This window comes from Agromyces sp. NPDC056965 (assembly GCF_042673425.1).
Taxonomy (GTDB): domain Bacteria; phylum Actinomycetota; class Actinomycetes; order Actinomycetales; family Microbacteriaceae; genus Agromyces.
This window is the reverse complement of sequence record NZ_JBHURI010000005.1, coordinates 30,813-51,551: the sequence shown is the minus strand read 5'-3', so window position 1 is coordinate 51,551 and position 20,739 is coordinate 30,813. Positions and strand designations below refer to the sequence as shown.

The window sequence follows — 20,739 nt, the reverse complement described above, 5'->3', positions numbered from 1 at the left end:
CCCTTCTCCGCCTCACAGGACGGCCTTAAAGGTTGTCAACGTCGATCAAGCCTATCGTGTCCCGCGACCGGGGGCTGCCGGAGCGATGGCGGCGGCCGGTAGCGTTCCGCCATGCGTGCACACCCGTCCCGCCCGTGGGCGGTCGCGTGCGCGCTCCTCGCCGCGGTCTGGGCGTTCTTCCTGCTCCCGCCGCAGCAGGCCGTCTGGTCGGGCGTGTACATCCCCGCCTGGCTCGGTGCGCTCGACGAGCTGCCGGTCTACGACGGCATCAGGTCGTCGTTGCACGCGGCCGGCCTGCACGATCTCTACCTCGTGTTCGGGGCCGCGGCATCCGCTTCGTTCGTGCTCGTCTGGATAGCCACCGGGCCGGCGCTCGCGGCGCTCGGGTGGAGCGGGCGCGTGCTGGGCTGGCTCGTGCTCGCCGGCGGCGTCGTCACCGCGCTGTCATACCTGAACCACCCGACCGAGGCCCCCCTGCACGGGATCTGGGGCGGCGAACTGTTCGTGCTCCTGGCGATCGGCGTCTGGGCGATCGTCACGGCGGCCGCCGCGCCACGTGGCGTCGGCATCCCCGGGTGGGAGCGATGGCTCCTCGCCGCGACGCTGCCCGTCCTCGTCGGCTCGACGGTGCTGCTCACGTACTGGCCGCACGGCAGTCTCGTCGGACTGGCGCTCGAAGGTGCCGTGCTCGCCGCGTGGGCGCCGCGGGCCGAGGACGCGAACGACCCCCTGCCGCGAGCGGAGGGGGTCGTCGGCGAGACGGGCCGAACGCACGAGGTCACCGGATCGGTCGACTGAACGCCTTCGCCGCGATCACCATGGCCGCGGCCACGAGCACGACGTCCTTCAGGATGTACTGCGCAGTGAGCGTGGGACCGGCAGCGGTGAAGAGCTCGCCGGCGAAGAACACGAGCGGCGAGAACACGCCGACGAACGTCACCGCGAGGGCGAGCAGGCCGATGCGGAGCAGCAGACCGGTCGCGAGGGTGATGCCGACGAACACCTCGAGCGTCGCGGTCAGCGCGAGCGCGGCGTAGCCGTCGACCACACCGAACGACAGCGCGTTCCAGGTGCGGCTCACGAGGCCCTCCACCGGGCTCATGCCGGGGAAGAACTTCAGCACGCCGAAGACGAGGAAGACGAGGCCGAGCGAGACTCGGAGGGCGGGGACTCCTGCGCGAGCGAGGAAGCGCTGGACGACCGCCTGTGCGGCGTTCGCGCGGTCGAGGATCGAGTCGAGCCCGGACCCGGTCGCGACGCGACCGGTGCCGATGGTGGTGCTGGACATGGTGCTCCTTCCGAGAGCAACGTGGGAGATGCCGGCCGGAATCGGCGGCACACTCATCACATCGCCGCGCCGGCCCCGCGTCGTCGGGAGTGCCGCTGAACCGCGCTCGGTGCTTCCACCGAACGCGCTCTCAGGGTCACGCCCGCCGAACCCCCCGAGTGCGGGTCACGGAGCGCGGTCCGCACGTGCTGCAATGGACCATGGTCGAGGTCATGATCGCGGTGATGCCGTTCCACGGCCATGTGGCACCGCTGGCGGCCGTCGCCGAGGCCTTCCTGGCGGCCGGGCACGGTGTTCGCGTCTACACGGGCGCGGCGCACGCTGCACGCTTCGAGGAACTCGGAGCGAGCGTCATCCGGTGGCAGCAGGCACCCGACTTCGACGAGCACGACCTGCCGGCCACCTTTCCCGCGCTGCGGGGCAGGAAGGGCCCACGGCAGATGCTCACGAACGTCGAGCAGCTCTTCGTGCGAACCGGCGCCGACCAGGCCGCCGATCTCACGCGCGCGTACGCCGAGCGCCCCTGGGATGTCATCGTCGCCGATGGGCTGAGCATCGGTGCGCATCTCGCGTCCGAGCTGACCTGCACGCCGTGGGTGACGGTCAGCATCGTGCCGCTGACCATCCCGAGCCGCGACCTGCCACCGCCGATACTCGGGCTCCAACCGGCCAAGGGGTTCGCAGGGCGGCTGCGCGACCGCGTCCTTCGAGGAGTGACGCGCGTGGCGGCGCGTGGGATCCAGCGTGCGTACGCCGAGGAGCGCACCCGAGCCGGCCTGCCGCCCGACGAGCTCGCCCTGGAAGAGGCCTTCATCTCGCGCGAGCTCGTCTGCGCCTCGGGCGTCGCCGAGCTCGAATACCCGCGCTCGGACCTCGCGACGCAGGTCGTGTTCGTCGGCGAGCTCACCAGGCAGCCCGCGAACAGCGCCGCGCTCCCGTCGTGGTGGCCCGACGTCGAGTCCTGCACCGACCCGATCCTGCACGTCACCCAGGGCACCCTGAACGTCGATCCCCACGACCTCATCGAGCCGTCGTTCGCGGCCCTCGGGCGGCAGCGGGTGCTGCTCGTCGCCTCGACCGGGCGGGCGGATGTCGCGGAGCTGCCGTTCCCCGCGCCGCCGAACGCCCGCGTGGCGGGGTTCGTCCCGTACGACTCGCTGCTGCCCCGCCTCGACGCCATGGTCACGAACGGCGGCTGGGGCGGAGTGCTCGCCGCCCTCGCGCACGGCATTCCGCTCATCGTCGCCGGCGGCGACGTCGACAAGCCCGAGATCGCGGCACGCGTGGCGTGGGCCGGTGCCGGCGTGAACCTGCGCACCGGGCGCCCACGTCCACGCGCGATCCTCGACGCCTGGCGGCGGATCACCGCCGACGGCTCGTACCGGGCGAATGCGCAGCGTCTTGCGAGATCACTGTCGGCCCACGACGGACCGCGCGAAGTGGTCGAGCACACGATGGCGTTGCTCGCCCGCCGGTGAGCGGTCGCGGCAGGCGCGGAACGCCGGCCTCAGGCCTTCGAGTGCGAGATCGCCGCGAGCAGGCCGTTCACGAAGCCGGCCGAGTCGTCGGTCGAGAGCACCGTGGCCGCTTCCACGGCCTCGGAGATCGCGACCGGGTCGGGCACGGCGTCGTTGTGGATGATCTCCCAGACGCCGATGCGCAGGATCGCGCGGTCGACCGCGGGCATGCGCTCGAGGGTCCAGCCGTGCGAGTGCGTCTCGATGAGCTCGTCGATCTCGGCGCGGTTGTCGACGATGCCGTCGACGATCTCGCGTGCGTAGAGCCACGATGCCGCGCGCTCGGGCTCACTCGCGGCCTTCTCGGCCTCGACGACGAGCATCTGTTCGACCGGAACCTGTCGCATGTCGGCCGAGTACAGCAGGTCGAGCGCGCGCTTGCGCGCCTTGGTACGAGCGCTCACTAGTCGTTCACGCGGCCGAGGTAGTCGCCCGTGCGGGTGTCGACCTTGACCTTCGTGCCGGTCTCGAGGAAGAGCGGCACCTGGATCTCGTAGCCGGTCTCGACGGTCGCGGGCTTCGTGCCGCCGGTCGAGCGGTCGCCCTGCAGGCCCGGCTCGGTGTAGGTGATCTCGAGCACGACCGACGCGGGCAGTTCGACGTAGAGCGGGTTGCCGTTGTTCAGCGCGACGGTCACCGACTGGTTCTCGAGCATGAAGTTCGCGGCGTCGCCGACGACGGTGCCGGGCACCGTGAGCTGGTCGAAGTCGGTCTGGTCCATGAAGACGTAGCCGTCGCCATCGCTGTAGAGGTACGTGAAGTCGCGGCGGTCGACGTTCTCGATCTCGATCTTCGCGCCCGCGTTGTAGGTGCGGTCGACGGTCTTGCCCGACACGACGTTCTTCAGCTTGGTGCGCACGAACGCACCGCCCTTGCCGGGCTTGACGTGCTGGAACTCGATGACGCTCCAGAGCTGACCGTCGATGGAGAGGACGACGCCGTTCTTGATGTCAGCGGTGCTTGCCATGCGTGTGTGTTCCGTTCAGTTGCGAAGAGGCTCGGCCGGAATCGGCCGCAGAAGTTCAGTCGGTCGAGTTTAGTCGCTCGGTCGAGACTGCGCCAATACACGTCGAGACTGCGCCAATACACGTCGAGACTGCGCCAATGCACTCGGATGCCGCGTCGTGAACGCCGAACTCAGGCGTGACGCAGCACCCACTCGACCGCCATGCGGTACGAATCGCTGCCGAAGCCGGCGATCACGCCGGTCGCGACGCCCGAGATCACGCTCGTGTGGCGGAAGGTCTCGCGAGTGTGCGGGTTCGAGAGGTGCACCTCGACGAGCGGAACGCCCGCCTGCTTGAGCTGGGCGGCCGCGTCGCGCAGCGCGTAGCTGTAGTGGGTGAACGCCGCGGGATTCAGCACGACCGGCAGCTTGCGATCGACGGCCTCGTGGATCCAGCCGATCAGCTCGGCCTCGTCGTCGCTCTGGCGCAGGTCGATCTCGACATCGGCCGGCACCGAGCCGGCGATCGAGTCGCGGATGTCGGCGAGGCTCTCGCTGCCGTAGACCTCGGGTTCGCGGGTGCCGAGCCGGCCGAGGTTCGGGCCGTTGAGCACGAGGATCGTCGTCATGCCAGAAGCCTAGCGCCGAGGCATCCGTCGCCCTGATCGCTCAGGATGCGATCTCCTGGTAGGCGGCGAAGAGCAGCGACGGGTCGGGCGCGAGCATGACCGTCGGCTTCGCCAGGTCGTCGAGCACGATGAAGCGCAACTGGCCGGCCCGGGCCTTCTTGTCGCGCTGCATCGTCGCGAGGAGCGTGTTCCACCGGCCGGCGGGGTACGACGTCGGCAGGCTCAGCAGGTCGAGCACGCGCTTGTGCCGGTCGGCGACCTCGTCGGGGAGGCGGCCCGAGAGGCGGCCGAGCTCGGCCGCGAACGCCATGCCCACGGCGACCGCAGCGCCGTGACGCCACTGATACCGCTCGGCGTGCTCGACCGCGTGGCCGAGCGTGTGTCCGTAGTTCAGGATCTCGCGGAGCCCCTGCTCGGTGAAGTCCTCGGAGACCACGTCGGCCTTCATCCGGATCGCGAGCTCGACCACTCGGCGGAACTGCGGCGTCGACGGGTCGGTCGCGGCCTCGGGGTCGGCCTCGATGATGTCGAGGATCTCGGGGTAGCGGATGAAGCCCGCCTTGACGATCTCGGCGAAGCCCGCGAGGATCTCGTTCTTCGGCAAGGTGTCGAGCGTGTCGAGGTCGCAGATCACCCGGGCGGGCGCGTGGAAGACGCCGACGAGGTTCTTGCCCTCGTTGGTGTTGATGCCGGTCTTGCCGCCGACGGCCGCGTCGACCATGCCGAGCACCGTCGTCGGTACCTGCACGACCTTCACGCCGCGGAGCCACGTCGCGGCGACGAAGCCCGCGAGATCGGTGATCGCTCCCCCGCCGAATCCGACGATCGCGTCGGTGCGCGTGAAGTCGGCCTGTCCGAGCACCTGCCAGCAGAACGCGGCGACCTCGACGCGCTTTCCGGCCTCGGCGTCGGGCACCTCGGCGAGCAGCACCTGGTAGCGATCGGAGAGCGCCTCGCGCAGCTCCGCTGCACGCGCGCCGAGCGTCGCGGGGTGCACGATGAGCACCTTGGTCGCCTCGGACCCGATCGCCTCGCCGAGCTCGGCGAGCACGCCGCGGCCCACGACGACGTCGTAGCCCGATTCGCCGCCGACGCGGATGCTCGTGCGGGTCTCGTCTGCGGTCATCGTGTTCCTCCGAAGTGCCCGGTGATGTCGTCGACGATCCGCGCGACCGAGCGGCGCGAGGTGTCGATGCTGAAGTCGGCGACCGACTCGTACAGGGGGCGCCGTGCCTCGAGGATGGCGCTCCAGCGCTCGATGCCGCCGTCGGCGAGCAGCGGGCGGTTGCCGCCCGTGAGTCGCGGTGCCACCGCCGACGCGGAGACCTGCAGCCAGACGACGGGCAGGCCGGCGAGGTCGTCGCGGGTGTCGTCGTGCAGCACGGCACCGCCGCCGAGCGAGATCACGGCCTCTTCGCGCAATGCCTCGTCGACGATCTCGCGTTCGACGATGCGGAAGTACTCCTCGCCCTCGCGCTCGAAGATCTCCTCGATGGGTCCGTAGCGCTCGACGATGCGCAGGTCGGTGTCGACGAACGGGGCGCCGACGGATGCCGCGAGCCGCTGCCCGACCCGGGACTTGCCCGCGCCCATGGGGCCGACGAGCACGATCGGCAGGGCGAGTCGCGGGGTGTCAGACACGATCTGCCGCGGCGGTGCCCGCCGTGCGGAGCGTGTCGGGGATCGCCTCGAGGTACGACTGGAGGTTGCGCCGCGTCTCGTCGACCGAGTCGCCGCCGAACTTCTCGAGCACGGCGTTCGCGAGGGTGAGCGCCACCATCGCCTCGGCCACGACGCCCGCCGCGGGAACCGCGACGACATCCGAGCGTTGGTGGTGCGCAGCCGCGGCCTCGCCGGTGGCCACGTCGACCGTCGGCAATGCGTGCGGCACGGTCGCGATGGGCTTCATGCCGGCGCGCACGCGCAACACGGTGCCCGTGGACATGCCGCCCTCGGTGCCACCGGCACGATCGCTCGCGCGCGCGATGCGCCCGCCGTCGACGTGCAGTTCGTCGTGTGCGGCCGAGCCGCGGCGGCGGGTCGTCTCGAAGCCGTCGCCCACCTCGACGCCCTTGATCGCCTGGATGCCCATGAGGGCGGCCGCGAGCTGCGCATCGAGACGCCGGTCCCAGTGCACGTGGGACCCGAGTCCGGGCGGCACGCCGTAGGCGAGCACCTCGACGACGCCGCCGAGCGTGTCGCCCTCCTTGTGCGCGAGGTCGACCTCTGCCACCATCGCGGCGGAGGTCTCGGGGTCGAAGCACCGCAGCGGATCGGCATCGAGCAGCTCGACGTCGTCGGGCGTCGGCAGCGGGCGACCATCGGGCACCCGGACGGGACCGATCGCGAGCGTGTGGGCGACGAGCCGGATGCCGAGCTCGGCGAGGAACGACCGTGCGACCGCCCCGAGCGCGACACGCGCAGCGGTCTCACGCGCACTCGCGCGCTCGAGCACCGGGCGGGCCTCGTCGAAGCCGTACTTCTGCATGCCGACGAGGTCGGCGTGACCCGGTCGCGGGCGGGTCAGCGCGGCACCGCGGCCGCGACCGAGCTTGGCCGGGTCGATGGGCTCGGGGCTCATCACCTCTTGCCACTTCGGCCACTCGGTATTGCCGATGCGCAGCGCGACGGGGCTGCCGAGGCTCAGGCCGTGGCGCACACCGCCCGAGATCGCGAGTTCGTCCTGCTCGAACTTCATGCGCGCACCCCGGCCGTAGCCGAGTTTGCGGCGCGCGAGGTCGGCGCGAATATCGTCGAGCGAAACGGGGATACCGGCGGGAAGACCCTCGAGGATCGCGACGAGCTCAGGGCCGTGCGACTCTCCGGCAGTGAGCCAACGGAGCATGTTCCTATCCTTCCACAGGCTCGGGGACGCGCACGTCGCATGACGGCGACGCCCGCACATCAGCAGTGCCAGTGAGCGCGTCCGCATCCTTCCACAGGCTCGGGGACGCGCACGTCGCATGACGGCGACAGCGACGGCGACGGCGACGGCGACGGCCGGAGTTCAGGCGACCGCAGCGCGCATGACGTCGAGCACCGCGCCTTCGTCGTCGAGCGGCTCGTCCGGGTCGCCGTTCACGAAGACGCGCACCTGCAGCACTGCCTGGTGCAGCAGCATCCCGAGCCCGTGCACGACCGTGCCGCCACCCGCGATCCAGCCGGCCGCGAGCGGAGTCGGCCAGGGATCGTAGGCGACGTCGAGCAGCGCCGCCGAGGCGACGAGACCAGCGGATGCCGCGACGCCGAGGTCGGTGCCACCGGGAACGGTGCTGACGACGAGTTCTGCACCGTCGATCGTCGCGAGTTCTGCCAGGCCGCCCTCGTCGACGCGCACACCGACGCGGGACCCGAGCTCGACGAGCGGCGCGGCCGCCCCCGGTCGACGGACGAGCACCCGCACCTCGCGGGCGCCGAGCTCCGACATCGCGACGAGCGCCGACGCTGCCGTCGCGCCGCCGCCGAGCACCACGCCGCGCGGCACCTCGAGCACGCCGGCCTCGCGGAGCGTCCGCACGATGCCGCCGACGTCGGTGTTGAATCCGCGCCGGGTGCCGGCATCGAAGAGCACCGTGTTCGCGGCGCCCGTGATCGCGGCCACGTCGTCGATCGAGTCGAGCAGCGGCAGCACGTCGTGCTTCAGGGGCATGGTGAGCGAGAGCCCGCGCCACGCGGCATCCAGGCCGCCCATGAACTCGCCGAGCCGGTCGCCGTCCATCTCGACGGCGGAGTACTGCCACGACAGGCCGAGCCGGTCGTACGCCGCTCGGTGCAACGCAGGGCTCTTGGAGTGCGAGATCGGCGAGCCGAGCACCGCGAGCCTGCGGACGTCACTCACAGTACGCCGCGTTCTCGTCGAGGGCGCACCACTCCTGCAGGCGGGCGACCGCCGCTTCGTGCTCCTCGACCGTGGTGGAGAAGACCGTCTCCCCCGTCGCCAGGTTCACCGGGACGAAGAACAGCCACGACCCCTCGGCCGGGTGGATGGCGGCGTTGATCGCCACATCCCCCGGGTTGCCGATCGGCCCGACCGGAAGGCCCGGGTTGGCGTACGTGTTGTAGAGGTTCGACGCGTCGGCGCGCTCCTCATCGGTCGTCCACACGGTGTGCGTATTGCCCGTGCCGTAGGCGACCGTCGCATCGGACTCGAGGTTGATGCCCTGGTCGAGGCGGTTCTGGAAGACCCGCGCGACCTTCGGGAAGTCGTCGAGGTTCGACCCGGCCTCGCGCTGCACGATCGACGCGAGCACGATCGTGCGCCAGCGCTGGTCGGCGGGAACGCCTGCGGCGTCGAGGGCCTCGAACTGCCGGTTCACGAGGGTCTGCAGCACGGCGTGCCCGTCGAGGCCCGGTTCCAAGGTGTACGTGGCTGGGAAGAGGAACCCCTCGAGGGTGGTGGCCTCCGCGGGCAGTCCATAGCTCGCGGGCGGCTCGACGGCGGCCGCCTGCAGGCTCTCGAGCGGCACGTCGGTGCCCTCGGAGATGGCGACGAGGGCGTCGGGCAGCGACATCCCCTCGGGGATGACGAAGGTGTTCTCGAGCTTGTTCGCGGGATCCTGCAGCGCGTCCAGCGCGGCCTGCGCGCTCATCTCCTCGGCGAGCTGGTAGGCGCCCGGGTGGAACTCGGGCTCGGGGCTCTGCTCGAGCAGGAGGTCGTAGAAGGCGTCGTACGACGCGGTGACGCCCTCGTCGACGAGGTTCGTCGCGATGTCGGAGCCGACGTCGCCGTCGTGGATCATGAACACGACTTCGCCGGTGCCGGTACCTTCGAAGTCCGCTGCGGGAGTGAAACGCTCGATGACGGCGTTGATAGGCCCCTGGAGGAAGAAGTACGCACCGGCACCGAGCGCGGCGACGATGAGGAGGCCGACGAAGCAGCCCCATGCCCCGCGCCGCTTCGGCTTCTCGGGCTCGTACGGGTCGGTGTTGACGGCCCGCCGCTCGGCGCGCGACGGCCGTGCCGGGTCCGGCTCCGGTGCCGCCGGGTCGGCGACGATCGATTCGAAGAGCGGCAATGCGGGTTCGGCCGGCCGGGTCGGCTCCGCGGGCACGGCCGGCACCGCCGGCGGGCCGGCCTCGGCGAGGATCGCGGCAGCCTCGATCTCCGCGGCCCGGCGCTGCTCGGCCTCACGCGCCTCCCGACGGGTCATCGGCCGTCCCTCCGAGGGCGACTGCGGCGCGGCCGCTCCGGTCGGCGTCGGGTCGACCGGCGGCGTCGGCGTCGCGGCATCCGCTGCTCTGGGCGCGCGCACCGGCGCATCGCCGGCGAGCATCGCGTGCCAGTCGGCGGTCGCGCGGTCGTGTTCGTTGCGCTCGGGTGGGGGCTGGGTCACAGGGGGGATGGCCCTTCGGGGATCTCGATCGTCCGGCCGGGCGGGCGGTTGAAGTCCCGCTCGGCGTCGATGGCGTGTTGCAAAATGATAACGGCTGCAACCTGATCCACGATGGGACGCTGCTTGCGGGTCGACTTGCCCGTCGCGCGAAGCGCCTGTTGGGCGCTCACGGTCGAAAGCCGTTCATCGACGAGGCGCACCGGGATCCCCGTGCTCGCCAGTCGCTCCGCGAACGCTACCGCATCGTCGGTCGACGGCGTCGAGGCGCCCGAGAGCGACAGCGGATTGCCCACGACGATCTCGATCACCTCGTACTCGCGCGCGAGGTCGAGGATGCGCGCCACGTCGGCGTCGCCGTCGGCGGCGCGCGCCACCGTCTCGATCGGCGTCGCGATCAGGCCGCCGGCGTCGCAACGGGCGACACCGATGCGGGCGCGCCCGACGTCGACCCCGAGCCTCGCCCCGGTACGCACGGCGACTACCCGCGGAGCGCCGAGCGCACCGCGTCGAGCGCGGCCGGAATAGCGGCGACATCGCTGCCGCCACCCTGCGCGAGGTCGGGCTTGCCGCCACCGCCGCCGCCGAGCACCCCCGCCATCGTCTTCGCGAGTGCACCGGCGTTCGCGCCTGCGTCGCGGGCGGCGGGCGAGGTCGCGACGATCGCGACCGGCTTGCCACCGACCTCGGCGGTCAGGGCGACGACGGATGCCGCGTCGCCGAGCTGCGATCGCACGGAGAGCGCGAGCGCGCGCAGTTCGTCACCGCTGCCGAGCGTTCCGACGGATTCCGCGACGAGCAGCACCTCGCCGGTGCGCACTGCATTCGCGGCGAGTGCCGGCACGCGGTCGTTGAGTGCGCGGGCCTCGAACTGCTGGATGCGCTTCTCGGCGGCCTTCAGGCTCGTGACGAGTTCGCCGACACGGTCGACGAGCTGCTCGGGCCGGGTCTTCAGCGTCGACGTGAGCTCGGAGACGAGCGCACGCTCGGAGGCGAAGCGGCGGAACGCGTCGAGGCCGACGAGCGACTCCACGCGGCGGTTGGACGCGCCGACCGAGGACTCCCCCACGATGTTGATCATGCCGACCTCGGCGCTCGTCGACACGTGCGTGCCGGCGCAGAGTTCGCGCGACCAGGGGCCGCCGATGTCGACGACCCGCACGACGTCGCCGTACTTCTCGCCGAAGAGGGCCATCGCGCCGAGCGACTTCGCCTCGTCGAGCGGCATCTCGCGCGTGACGACCTCGAGGTTGTCGCGGATCGCGGCGTTCGAGATCTCCTCGATCTCGCTGCGGGTCTCGGCCGAGAGGGCGGAGTTCCAGCCGTAGTCGAGACGCAGGTAGCCCGCCTTGTTGAACGAGCCGGACTGATGCGCGTTCGGGCCGAGCACCTGGCGGAGCGCCGCGTGCACGAGGTGCGTGCCCGAGTGGGCCTGCGTCGCGCCGCGCCGATACTGCTCGTCGACGAGCGTCGTCGCCGGCACTCCGACGCCGACCTCGCCCATCGTCACCTTCACGGTGTGGCTGATGAGGCCCTTGATGGGCTTCTGCACGTCGAGCACCTCGAGTTCGAAGCCGTCGCCGACGATGCGTCCCTGGTCGGGCGCCTGGCCACCGGATTCCGCGTACAGCGAGGTCTCCGCGAGGATCACCTCGGCGGTCTGGCCCGCGGTCGCGAACGGCACGGGTCGACCGTCGACGAGCAGGCCGAGCACGCTCGACGCCGTCGTGAGCTCGGTGTAGCCCGTGAAGATCGTCTCGCCCTTGGCGCGGAACTCGGCATACACCGAGAGGTCGGCGAGCACCTTCTTCTTCGACTTGGCATCGGCCTTCGCACGTGAGCGCTGCTCGGTCATGAGCGTGTCGAACGCAGCACGATCGACGGCGAGGCCCGCCTCGTCGGCCATCTCGAGCGTGAGCTCGATCGGGAAGCCGTAGGTGTCGTGCAGGAGGAACGCCGTGTCGCCGGCGAGCTCGCCGCGACCGGAGTCCTTCGTCTTGGAGACCGCGAGGTCGAGGATGGACGTGCCCGCCGTGAGCGTGCGGAGGAAGGTCTCCTCCTCGCCGAGGGCGAGCTGCTCGATGTGCGCGTAGTCCGTCGCGACCTCGGGGTACGCGCTCTTCATCGCGTCGCGCGACGCGGCGAAGAGCTCGCGGAAGGTCGGGCCCTCGACGCCCAGCAGGCGCATCGAACGGATGCTGCGGCGCAGGAGACGGCGCAGGATGTAGCCGCGCCCCTCGTTCGACGGGCTCACGCCGTCGCTCATGAGCATGAGCGCCGAGCGCACATGGTCGGCGATGACGCGCATGCGCACGTCGTCGTCGTGGTTCGCACCGTAGCGGCGCCCCGAGAGCTCTGCTGCGCGGTCGAGCACCGGGCGCACCTGGTCGATCTCGTACATGTTGTCGACGCCCTGCTTGATGAAGGCGACGCGTTCGAGGCCCATGCCGGTGTCGATGTTCTTCTTCGGCAGCTCTTTCACGATGCGGAAGTCGGTCTTCGACTTCACGTCATCGATGAGGTACTGCATGAAGACGAGGTTCCAGATCTCGACGTACCGGTCGTCGTCGGTGGCGGGCCCGCCGTCGATGCCGTACTCGGGGCCGCGATCGAAGAAGATCTCGGAGCAGGGGCCGGCCGGGCCGGGCTGGCCGGTGTGCCAGTAGTTCGGGCCCTTGCCGAGTCGCTGGATGCGCTCGTCGGGCAGGCCCGCGACCTTCTTCCAGATCTCGATCGCCTCGTCATCGTCTTCGTAGACGGTGACCCAGAGGTCGTTGCGATCGAAGCCGTAGCCGCCGTCGGCCTCGGGCGTGGTCAGCAGCTCCCACGCCATCGAGATGGCGCCCTCTTTGAAGTAGTCGCCGAACGAGAAGTTGCCGCTCATCTGGAAGAACGTTCCGTGGCGCGGGGTCTTGCCGACCTCTTCGATGTCGTTCGTGCGGATGCACTTCTGCACGCTCGTGGCGCGAGGGTACGGCGCGGGCACGAGACCCGTCAGGTACGGCACGAACGGCACCATGCCGGCGACCGTGAAGAGCAGCGTGGGGTCGTCGGAGACGAGTGACGCCGAGGGAACGACGGTGTGGCCGCGCTCGGCGAAGAAGTCCAGCCAACGCTGGCGGATGTCGGCAGTCTGCATGGTTCCGTTCTCGGTCGTGCCCGGGTCATCCGGGCCCTTCACATTCGTGGGGCTTCGCTCGCCTGGACTCAGAGAGCCGCGGGCGCCTCGCCCTGCTCGGCGCGGAGCTCGGCGTCACGCGCGTGGTAGCCCTCGGCGATCGCGTGGCCGAAGGCGCGGGCCTTCGCGTCGACCGCGGAGAAGAAGTCTCGCCCCTGCTTGGTCTGGTTGACCTGGTGCGCGACCGCGAATCCGGCCGCGACGCCGACGGTGAACCACAGAATGCTCTTCACGAGGTGCTCCTGCTCCCTGATCGATGTGTCGCCTTGCGGTGCGCTCGGCACGCCTCGCATCAGTCTAGTGGCCGCACCGCAGGCGCTCGCCGGGTACGACACAGGGGCCGCGGGAATTCCCGCGACCCCTGTCTCAACTGCTCTGCGTCAGCGAGCGGCGTAGTACTCGACGACCAGCTGCACGTCACAGGTCACGGGGACCTCGGCGCGCTTCGGGCGACGGACGAGCTTCACCTGGAGCTTGTCGAGCTCGACCTCGAGGTACGCGGGGAGCTTGGGCAGCACGTCGACGTGACCGCCGGCAGCGGCGACCTGGAACGGCTCGGTGCCCTCGCTGCGTGCCTTGACGTGCACGAGCTGGCCCGGCTTCACGCGGAAGGAGGGGCGGTCGACGAGCTGGCCGTCGACGAGGATGTGGCGGTGCACCACGAACTGGCGCGCCTGCGAGATGGTGCGGGCGAAGCCGGCACGCAGCACGATGGCGTCGAGACGCATCTCGAGCAGCTCGACCAGGTTCTCACCGGTCAGGCCGTCGGTGCGGCGGGCCTCGTTGAAGGCGATGCGCAGCTGCTTCTCGCGGATGCCGTACTGGGCGCGCAGGCGCTGCTTCTCGCGCAGACGAACGGCGTAGTCGCTGTCCTGCTTGCGCTTGGTGCGGCCGTGCTCACCGGGAGCGTACGGACGCTTCTCCATGTAGCGGGCGGCCTTCGGGGTGAGGGCGACGCCGAGCGCACGGGAGAGGCGGGTCTTGCTACGTGACTGGTTCGACACGAATGTCCTTTCGGAAGAATCTCAAGTGAAAACTCGGCGCGTTCGTGCGCCGAGAATCTGTGTCAGAGGGATTCGCCAAGGGTGGATCGGCTACAGATCGCACCCGTTCGCCGGTGACCCTCTCGCAGCCGCGCTCGAGAATCAGGCTTCAGGCCAACGGAAATGATATCACGATGGCGTGGGACACCCCGACGCAGGCGTCCGGGCTGCTCGCCCTCGCGCTCGCGTCGTGCTCAGCGCCCGCCGCGCACGATGCGCCGCAGCTTCGCGAGTCGCGCCGAGACCTCGCGCTCGTTGCCGTGCTCGGTCGGTTCGTAGTAGACGGCGCCTCGGAGCGAATCGGGCAGATACTCCTGGGCGACCACGCCGATGTCGTCGTCGTGCGGATACTTGTAGCCCTTGCCGTGGCCGAGGCGCTTCGCGCCCGGATAGTGCGCGTCGCGCAGGTGCTTGGGCACCCGCCCGGCCTTACCGCCGCGCACGTCGGCGATGGCCCGATCGATGCCCACGTACGCCGCGTTCGACTTGGGGGCCGTCGCCAGGTGCACGACCGCCTGCGCGAGCGGGATGCGACCCTCGGGCATGCCGATGAACGCGACGGCGTCGGCGGCGGCCACGGCCACGCCGAGCGCACTCGGATCGGCGAGACCGATGTCTTCGGAGGCGAGCACGATGATGCGCCGCGCGATGAACCTCGGGTCTTCGCCCGCCTCGATCATGCGAGCGAGATAGTGCAGCGACGCGTCGACGTCGCTGCCCCGCACCGACTTGATGAAGGCGCTGATCACGTCGTAGTGCTCGTCGCCGTTGCGGTCGTAGCGGAGCAGCGCGCGGTCGACCGCGCGCGCCACGATGTCGGTCGTGATCACGGGCGCAGCGGATGCCGCGGCATCCGTCTCGCCATCGGTCGCCGTCTCGTCGTCGTCTGCCGCGTCGGCGGCCGAGTCGGCGGCGGCGCCATCGCCGGCCTCTGCGTCGGTCGTCTCGGCCGGGGGAACCGACTGCACCGCGGCCACCGCTGCGGCCTCGAGCGCCGTGAGCGCCCGTCGCGCGTCGCCCGATGCCAGGCGGATGATCGCCGCCCGCGCCTCGGGATCGAGGGCCACCCTGCCGGCGAGACCGCGCGGATCGGAGACGGCTCGGTCGACGAGCACTCCGAGGTCGTCGTCGGTGAGGAGTTCGAGGGTCAGCAGGAGCGAGCGCGACAGGAGCGGGGAGATCACCGAGAACGACGGGTTCTCGGTCGTCGCGGCCACGAGGATGACCCAGCCGTTCTCGACGCCCGGCAGGAGTGCGTCTTGCTGGGCCTTCGTGAAACGGTGGATCTCGTCGAGGAAGAGCACGGTCGAGAGTCCGTAGAGGTCACGGCTCGCGCGCGCCTCCTCCATGACCTGGCGCACGTCGCGCACGCCGGCGGTCACGGCCGACAGTTCGACGAACTTGCGACCCGACGAGCGGGCGATCGCCTGGGCGAGCGTCGTCTTGCCCGTGCCGGGCGGCCCCCAGAGGATGACGGAGACGGAGCCGGACTCCCCCGATCGATCACCGGCGAGGGCGACGAGCGGCGAGCCGGGCGTCAGCAGATGCCGTTGGCCGGCCACCTCGTCGAGGCTCGTCGGGCGCATGCGCACCGCGAGCGGGGTCGCGCCTGAACGCAGCCCCGGGCCGGAATCCACCATGTCCTCCAGCGTAGTCGCGGCGTCCGACACCGGATCTCGGCACCGGATCGGTGCGGCGATTGGTCTGGGCACCCGGCCTTGCGTAGAGTCGGCACGCAGGAGTCCCGAGAAGGAGCATGCGTGGCATCGAACGACCGACAGACGCGTGAAGAACGAGCGCGCCTTCGCACTTACCAGGCACGCCAGGAAGTCCACACCAGGAAACAGCGCCGACGCACCCGCGACAACGTCATCGCGGTGCTCGCACTCGTGGTCGTGCTCGCCCTCGCGACGGCCGCGCAGATCTTCTACTTCAGCAGCGGGCCGGGCGCCGAGCCCGTCGCCACTGAGACGGCGACCCCGACCCCGACTCCCGCCGAAGGCGAGAACCAGGGCGACGTGCCCTCCTCCGACATCGCCGAGGACCGCACCTGGACCGGCACCCTCACGCTCAACGAGATCCCCCTCGGCGTCGAACTCGACGGCGCAGCGGCTCCGCAGGCCGTCTCGAGCGAGATCAGCCTCATCCAGTCGGGCTTCTACACCGGAACGAGCTGCCACCGCCTCACGACCGAGGGCATCTGGGTGCTGCAGTGCGGCGACCCGAGCGGCGACGGCACCGGCGGCCCCGGCTACAGCTACGGCCCCGTCGAGAACGCTCCGGCCGACGGCGTCTACCCCGCGGGAACGATCGCGATGGCCCGTGCTGCGTCGCAGTACAGCCAGGGCAGCCAGTTCTTCATCGTCTACGAGGACACGACCCTGCCGGGCGACACCGGCGGCTACACCGTGATCGGAAAGGTGACGAGCGGGCTCGACGCGCTCCGGGCCGGCGTCATCGACGCGGGCACGAGCGACGGTGCCGGCGACGGCGCTCCCGCCGTGCCGACCACCATCACGGCGTTCACGATCGAGTGACCGCCCGCGCCGCCCCTCGGCGGTGCAATAGGCTTGATGCCGTCAACGTCGCCTCCGGGCGGCATCCGACATACGACAGGGTGAGGCCGTGACCGATTCAGATCAGCAACCGTGGGGCCGCGTCGACGAGACGGGTACCGTCTTCGTGCGCACGAGCGACGGCGAACGAGCGGTCGGGCAGTACCCCGACGGTTCGGCTGAAGAGGCGCTCGCCTACTTCGAGCGCAAGTACGCCGACCTCGCGGGCCAGGTGGGCCTGCTCGAGCAGCGCGTGCGCCGCGGGGCACCCGCAGCCGACGTCGCGAAGGCCGTCGCCACCCTCCAGTCCTCGGTCTCCACGGCCAACGCGGTCGGCGACCTCGAGTCGCTCGCCCGCCGCCTCGAAGCGCTCTCGGGCACGACGAAGGAGCTGACGGAACAGCAGCAGGCCGAGTCGAAGGCCGCGGTCGCCGAGGCCGTCGCCGAGCGCACCGCGATCGTCGAGGCCGCCGAGGCCCTCGCGGCCGGCGACCCCGCGAAGACCCAGTGGAAGCAGGCCACGGCCGAGCTCGACGATCTCTTCGCGCGCTGGCAGCGCCACCAGCAGGACGGCCCCCGCCTGCCGAAGAACGAGGCCAACGAGCTCTGGAAGCGATTCCGCGCCGCCCGCTCGACCATCGAGACGCACCGCAAGGCGTTCTTCGCCGAACTCGACGCCGCGCACCGCGACGTGCGGTCGCGCAAGCAGGCGCTCATCGAACGCGCCGAGGCGCTCGCGCCGCGCGGCGCCGATGCGGTGGGCGACTACCGGCACCTCCTCGACGAGTGGAAGCTCGCGGGCCGCGCCGGCAAGAAGCTCGACGACGCGCTCTGGGCGAAGTTCAAGGCCGCAGGCGACGTGCTCTTCGGCGCCAAGGCCGAGATCGACGCGCAGGAGGACGAGAGCTACCGCGCCAACCTCGACGAGAAGCTCGCGCTCCTCACCGAGGCCGAGCCGCTGCTCACCGCGAAGGATCCGAAGCAGGCCCGCGCCGATCTCAACAAGATCCAGCGCAAGTGGGACGAGATCGGCAAGGTCCCGCGCGACCAGGTGCGGGTCGTCGAAGACCGCCTCCGCAAGATCGAGAATCACGTGAAGTCGCTCGAGGAGGAGCGCTGGCAGCGCGAGGACCCCGAGAAGAAGGCGCGCTCGGAGGGCATGCTCGGCCAGCTCCACGACGCGATCGACAAGCTCGAGGCCGAGCTCGCCGCCGCAGAGGCATCCGGCGACGCGAAGGCCGCGGCATCCGCTCGCGAAGCCCTCGACGCCCGCCGCGCCTGGCTGAAGGCCGTCGGCGGCTGAGTCCGTCTCGTGGTGATCGCGGTCTCGGCCGCGATCACCCGATGCGAGGCATCGTTCTCCACAGATCGCGCTTGCCTCCATGCTGAACGGCACGCGTGCCGCAGCATGTGGGTATGGCCAAGCTCCCGAACGTGCTCAGCATCGACGATCTCCCGCTCGCGGAGCTCTGCGCCGCCCGCATCGACGGTGAACTCATGCCGATCGACGACGGATGGGCGCCGGTCGACGAACCCGATCTGCCCTCACTGCGCGCGGCCGCCATCGCACTGCGCGCCCCGCGCGCCCTCGTGATCGAGCGACGCTCGGCCGCGTGGGTGCACGGCGCGCTGACGTCTCCCCCGGCGATCGCCCAGTTCTGCGTGCCCCGCACAGCGCGGGTCGCGGTGGTCTCCGCGCCCCGCCTCGTCGTGCGAGAGGTCGCGATCGACCCCGACGAGATCATCGACTTCGCGTTCGCCCGGTGCACGACGCCGTTGCGCACGGGCTTCGACCTGCTCCGTGAACCCGGAGAAGACGATCACGAGGTCGAGTCCATCGTCGCGGCGCTCTGCACCGACGATCCACGGCTCGTCTCCCGGTTGCGACTGCGGTTCGACGATGCCAACCGCATGCCGCATCGCGGGCTCGCCCTCGAACGGCTCGAGCGCGTCGGCGCGATGCTCGCCCGCGAAGAGGGCTGCGGAGGGGCGGCCGTCAGCCGTCGCTGACGCGGTAGACGTCGTAGACGGCGTCGATGCGCCGTACCGCGTTCAGCACACGGTCGAGGTGCGTCGTGTCGCCCATCTCGAAGACGAAACGGCTGAGCGCGAGGCGGTCGGTGGAGGTCGAGACGTTCGCGGACAGGATGTTGACGTGGTGCTCCGACAACACCCTCGTGACGTCGGAGAGCAGCCCCGCACGGTCGAGCGCCTCGATCTGGATCTGCACCAGGAAGACGCTCTTCGAACTCGGCGCCCACTCGACGTCGATCATGCGCTCGGGCTCCTGCATGAGGCTCTGCACGTTGTGACAGCTCGCCTGGTGCACCGAGACGCCGGCACCGCGCGTGACGAACCCGACGATCTCGTCGCCCGGCACCGGTGTGCAGCATCGGGCGAGCTTCACGAGGATGTCGGGCGCTCCGCGCACGAGCACGCCGGAATCCGAGTGCCGCGGCAACGGCCGTGAGCGCACCGGAATCGGCAGATCGGGCTCGTCGCCCTCGTCGACGTCGCGGACGAGCGCGACGACCTTCTCGAGCACCGACTGCGTCGACACATGGCCTTCGCCGACGGCGGCGTACAGCGAGGAGACGTCGTCGTACCGCAGCTGCGCTGCGACCTCGGCGAAGGACTCCTGGTTCATGAGCTTCTGCAGCGGCAGGTTCTGCTTGCGCATGGCGCGGGCGATCGCGTCGCGGCCCTGCTCGATCGCCTCGTCGCGTCGTTCCTTGGTGAACCACTGACGGATCTTGTTGCGGGCACGAGGACTCTTGACGAAGGTGAGCCAGTCTTTGCTCGGCCCCGAGTCGGGGTTCTTCGAGGTGAACACCTCGACGACGTCTCCGCTCGACAGCTCGCTCTCGAGCGGGACGAGGCGGCCGTTGACCTTCGCACCCATCGTGCGGTGTCCGACCTCGGTGTGCACGGCGTACGCGAAGTCGACGGGCGTCGCGCCAGCAGGCAGGCCGATCACCCGACCCTTCGGCGTGAACACGTAGACCTCTTTGGCGCCGATCTCGAACCGCAGCGAATCGAGGAACTCCCCCGGGTCGGCGGTCTCGGCCTGCCAGTCGGAGATGTGGGCGAGCCACGCCATGTCGGTCTCGTTCTGACCGGACTTGTCGGCGGTGCGTCCGCCGGCCATGCGTTCCTTGTACTTCCAGTGCGCGGCGACGCCGTACTCGGCGCGCTGGTGCATGTCGTGCGTGCGGATCTGGATCTCGACCGCACGCCCCTTCGGGCCGATGACGGTCGTGTGCAGCGACTGGTACAGGTTGAACTTCGGCGTTGCGATGTAGTCCTTGAAGCGGCCCGGCAGCGGAGTCCACCTCGCGTGGATCGCGCCGAGCACCGCGTAGCAGTCGCGCACCGAGTTCACGAGCACCCGGATGCCGACGAGGTCGTAGATCTCGTCGAAGTCGCGGCCCCGCACGATCATCTTCTGGTAGATCGAGTAGTACTGCTTGGGGCGCCCGACGACCTTGCCGCGGATCTTCGCGGCCTTCAGGTCGTCGGTGATGAGATCGATGACGTTCTGCACGAACTCCTCGCGCTGCGGAGTGCGTTGCTTGACGAGGCTCTCGATCTCGGCGTAGAGCTTCGGGTAGAGCACGGCGAACGAGAGGTCTTCGAGCTCCCACTTGATCGTCTGGATACCGAGGCGATGCGCGAGCGGCGCATAGATCTCGAGCGTCTCGGTCGCCTTTCGGGCAGCGGATGCCGCGGGGACGAAGCCCCACGTGCGCGCATTGTGCAACCGGTCGGCGAGCTTGATGATCAGTACTCGGATGTCCTTCGACATCGCCACGATCATCTTTCGGACGGTCTCCGCCTGCGTGGAGTCGCCGTACTTGACCTTGTCGAGCTTGGTGACGCCGTCGACGAGCATCGCGATCTCGTCGCCGAAGTCCGCACGCACTTGGTCGAGCGTGTACGCGGTGTCTTCGACGGTGTCGTGCAGCAGCGCCGCCGCGACCGTCTTCGACCCGATGCCGAGATCCGCGAGGATCTGCGCGACCGCGATCGGGTGGGTGATGTACGGCTCACCGCTCTTGCGCTTCTGTCCTTCGTGCGCTCGCTCGGCGACCGTGTAGGCGCGTTCGATGAGGGAGAGATCGGCCTTCGGATGGTGCATCCGCACCGTGCGCATGAGCGTGTCGACGGCACCCGAGGGCTGCGCCTTCGAGAAGATGCGGGGCACCAGACGGCGCAGCGATGCCGTCGAGTTGACACCCGTCTCCGTCATCGCT

At 70.2% G+C, this 20,739-nt stretch carries 20 protein-coding genes; 5 read left to right on the top strand and 15 right to left on the bottom strand.

Translation table 11 applies throughout. The annotated features are described in order from the left end of the window. The first annotated feature begins 111 nt into the window (after window positions 1-111). Window positions 112-798 carry a hypothetical protein gene (locus tag ACFTQE_RS02510; protein ID WP_376923579.1) on the top strand — a complete coding sequence of 229 codons (687 nt, stop codon included), beginning with the start codon at window positions 112-114 and terminating at the stop codon, window positions 796-798. On the opposite strand, the gene ACFTQE_RS02505 is transcribed toward ACFTQE_RS02510, so the two are convergent. Further along, complete coding sequence (locus tag ACFTQE_RS02505) at window positions 779-1,288, bottom strand: DoxX family membrane protein (RefSeq protein ID WP_376923578.1); 510 nt, start codon at window positions 1,286-1,288, stop codon at window positions 779-781. The genes ACFTQE_RS02510 and ACFTQE_RS02505 overlap by 20 nt on opposite strands. Before the next feature lie 185 nt (window positions 1,289-1,473). Between ACFTQE_RS02505 and ACFTQE_RS02500 the strand changes: the two genes are divergently transcribed. Continuing rightward, entirely contained in the window at window positions 1,474-2,766 is a 1,293-nt protein-coding gene (locus ACFTQE_RS02500; RefSeq protein WP_376923577.1) for a nucleotide disphospho-sugar-binding domain-containing protein, read from the top strand. Between the two features lie 29 nt (window positions 2,767-2,795). On the opposite strand, the gene nusB is transcribed toward ACFTQE_RS02500, so the two are convergent. The 13 genes from nusB to ACFTQE_RS02435 all read right to left on the bottom strand — a co-directional run bounded on the left by nusB (window position 2,796) and on the right by ACFTQE_RS02435 (window position 15,571). Next, window positions 2,796-3,209, bottom strand: coding sequence for a transcription antitermination factor NusB (gene nusB, locus ACFTQE_RS02495; protein WP_074258922.1), 414 nt, complete (start codon window positions 3,207-3,209; stop codon window positions 2,796-2,798). After that, window positions 3,209-3,772 (bottom strand): elongation factor P, encoded by a 564-nt coding sequence (gene efp, locus ACFTQE_RS02490; protein ID WP_074258921.1) that lies wholly within the window; start codon window positions 3,770-3,772, stop codon window positions 3,209-3,211. The genes nusB and efp overlap by 1 nt, the downstream gene beginning before the upstream one ends. Window positions 3,773-3,942: 170 nt before the next feature. Then, a complete protein-coding gene (locus ACFTQE_RS02485) occupies window positions 3,943-4,380 on the bottom strand; it encodes a type II 3-dehydroquinate dehydratase (RefSeq protein WP_376923576.1) in 438 nt (145 codons plus the stop codon). A gap of 40 nt (window positions 4,381-4,420) precedes the next feature. Next, window positions 4,421-5,506, bottom strand: a complete 1,086-nt coding sequence (gene aroB / locus ACFTQE_RS02480) for a 3-dehydroquinate synthase (RefSeq protein WP_376923575.1) — start codon at window positions 5,504-5,506, stop codon at window positions 4,421-4,423. Next, window positions 5,503-6,021 (bottom strand): shikimate kinase, encoded by a 519-nt coding sequence (locus ACFTQE_RS02475; RefSeq protein WP_376923574.1) that lies wholly within the window; start codon window positions 6,019-6,021, stop codon window positions 5,503-5,505. The genes aroB and ACFTQE_RS02475 overlap by 4 nt, the downstream gene beginning before the upstream one ends. Then, a complete protein-coding gene (gene aroC / locus ACFTQE_RS02470; RefSeq protein ID WP_376923573.1) occupies window positions 6,014-7,225 on the bottom strand; it encodes a chorismate synthase in 1,212 nt (403 codons plus the stop codon). The genes ACFTQE_RS02475 and aroC overlap by 8 nt, the downstream gene beginning before the upstream one ends. A gap of 162 nt (window positions 7,226-7,387) precedes the next feature. Next, a complete protein-coding gene (locus tag ACFTQE_RS02465; RefSeq protein WP_376923572.1) occupies window positions 7,388-8,218 on the bottom strand; it encodes a shikimate dehydrogenase in 831 nt (276 codons plus the stop codon). Beyond that, on the bottom strand, window positions 8,211-9,713 hold the full coding sequence (gene mltG / locus ACFTQE_RS02460; protein ID WP_376923571.1) for an endolytic transglycosylase MltG: 1,503 nt from the start codon (window positions 9,711-9,713) through the stop codon (window positions 8,211-8,213). The genes ACFTQE_RS02465 and mltG overlap by 8 nt, the downstream gene beginning before the upstream one ends. Then, on the bottom strand, window positions 9,710-10,186 hold the full coding sequence (ruvX, locus tag ACFTQE_RS02455; protein ID WP_376923570.1) for a Holliday junction resolvase RuvX: 477 nt from the start codon (window positions 10,184-10,186) through the stop codon (window positions 9,710-9,712). Before ruvX ends, mltG begins: the two co-directional genes overlap by 4 nt. A gap of 5 nt (window positions 10,187-10,191) precedes the next feature. Continuing rightward, window positions 10,192-12,849, bottom strand: coding sequence for an alanine--tRNA ligase (alaS, locus tag ACFTQE_RS02450; protein ID WP_376923569.1), 2,658 nt, complete (start codon window positions 12,847-12,849; stop codon window positions 10,192-10,194). A 68-nt stretch (window positions 12,850-12,917) separates the two neighbouring features. Further along, the gene (locus ACFTQE_RS02445) at window positions 12,918-13,121 is read right to left on the bottom strand and encodes a hypothetical protein (protein ID WP_376923568.1); all 204 of its coding nucleotides are present in this window, start codon (window positions 13,119-13,121) and stop codon (window positions 12,918-12,920) included. Between the two features lie 147 nt (window positions 13,122-13,268). Next, window positions 13,269-13,892 carry a 30S ribosomal protein S4 gene (gene rpsD / locus ACFTQE_RS02440; protein ID WP_074258913.1) on the bottom strand — a complete coding sequence of 208 codons (624 nt, stop codon included), beginning with the start codon at window positions 13,890-13,892 and terminating at the stop codon, window positions 13,269-13,271. Window positions 13,893-14,125: 233 nt separating this feature from the next. Next, a complete protein-coding gene (locus ACFTQE_RS02435; protein ID WP_376923567.1) occupies window positions 14,126-15,571 on the bottom strand; it encodes a replication-associated recombination protein A in 1,446 nt (481 codons plus the stop codon). Between the two features lie 120 nt (window positions 15,572-15,691). On the opposite strand from ACFTQE_RS02435, the gene ACFTQE_RS02430 reads away from it, so the two are divergent. The 3 genes from ACFTQE_RS02430 (at window position 15,692) to ACFTQE_RS02420 (ending at window position 18,496) form a co-directional block, all read left to right on the top strand. Continuing rightward, window positions 15,692-16,468 (top strand): peptidylprolyl isomerase, encoded by a 777-nt coding sequence (locus tag ACFTQE_RS02430; protein ID WP_376923566.1) that lies wholly within the window; start codon window positions 15,692-15,694, stop codon window positions 16,466-16,468. Between the two features lie 88 nt (window positions 16,469-16,556). Then, complete coding sequence (locus ACFTQE_RS02425) at window positions 16,557-17,789, top strand: DUF349 domain-containing protein (RefSeq protein WP_376923565.1); 1,233 nt, start codon at window positions 16,557-16,559, stop codon at window positions 17,787-17,789. A gap of 113 nt (window positions 17,790-17,902) precedes the next feature. Continuing rightward, the gene (locus tag ACFTQE_RS02420; protein ID WP_376923564.1) at window positions 17,903-18,496 is read left to right on the top strand and encodes a hypothetical protein; all 594 of its coding nucleotides are present in this window, start codon (window positions 17,903-17,905) and stop codon (window positions 18,494-18,496) included. Here ACFTQE_RS02420 and ACFTQE_RS02415 read toward each other — a convergent pair. Further along, window positions 18,483-20,735 (bottom strand): RelA/SpoT family protein, encoded by a 2,253-nt coding sequence (locus ACFTQE_RS02415; RefSeq protein ID WP_375833391.1) that lies wholly within the window; start codon window positions 20,733-20,735, stop codon window positions 18,483-18,485. The two genes, ACFTQE_RS02420 and ACFTQE_RS02415, sit on opposite strands and share 14 nt — an antisense overlap. Between the last annotated feature and the right edge of the window lie 4 nt (window positions 20,736-20,739).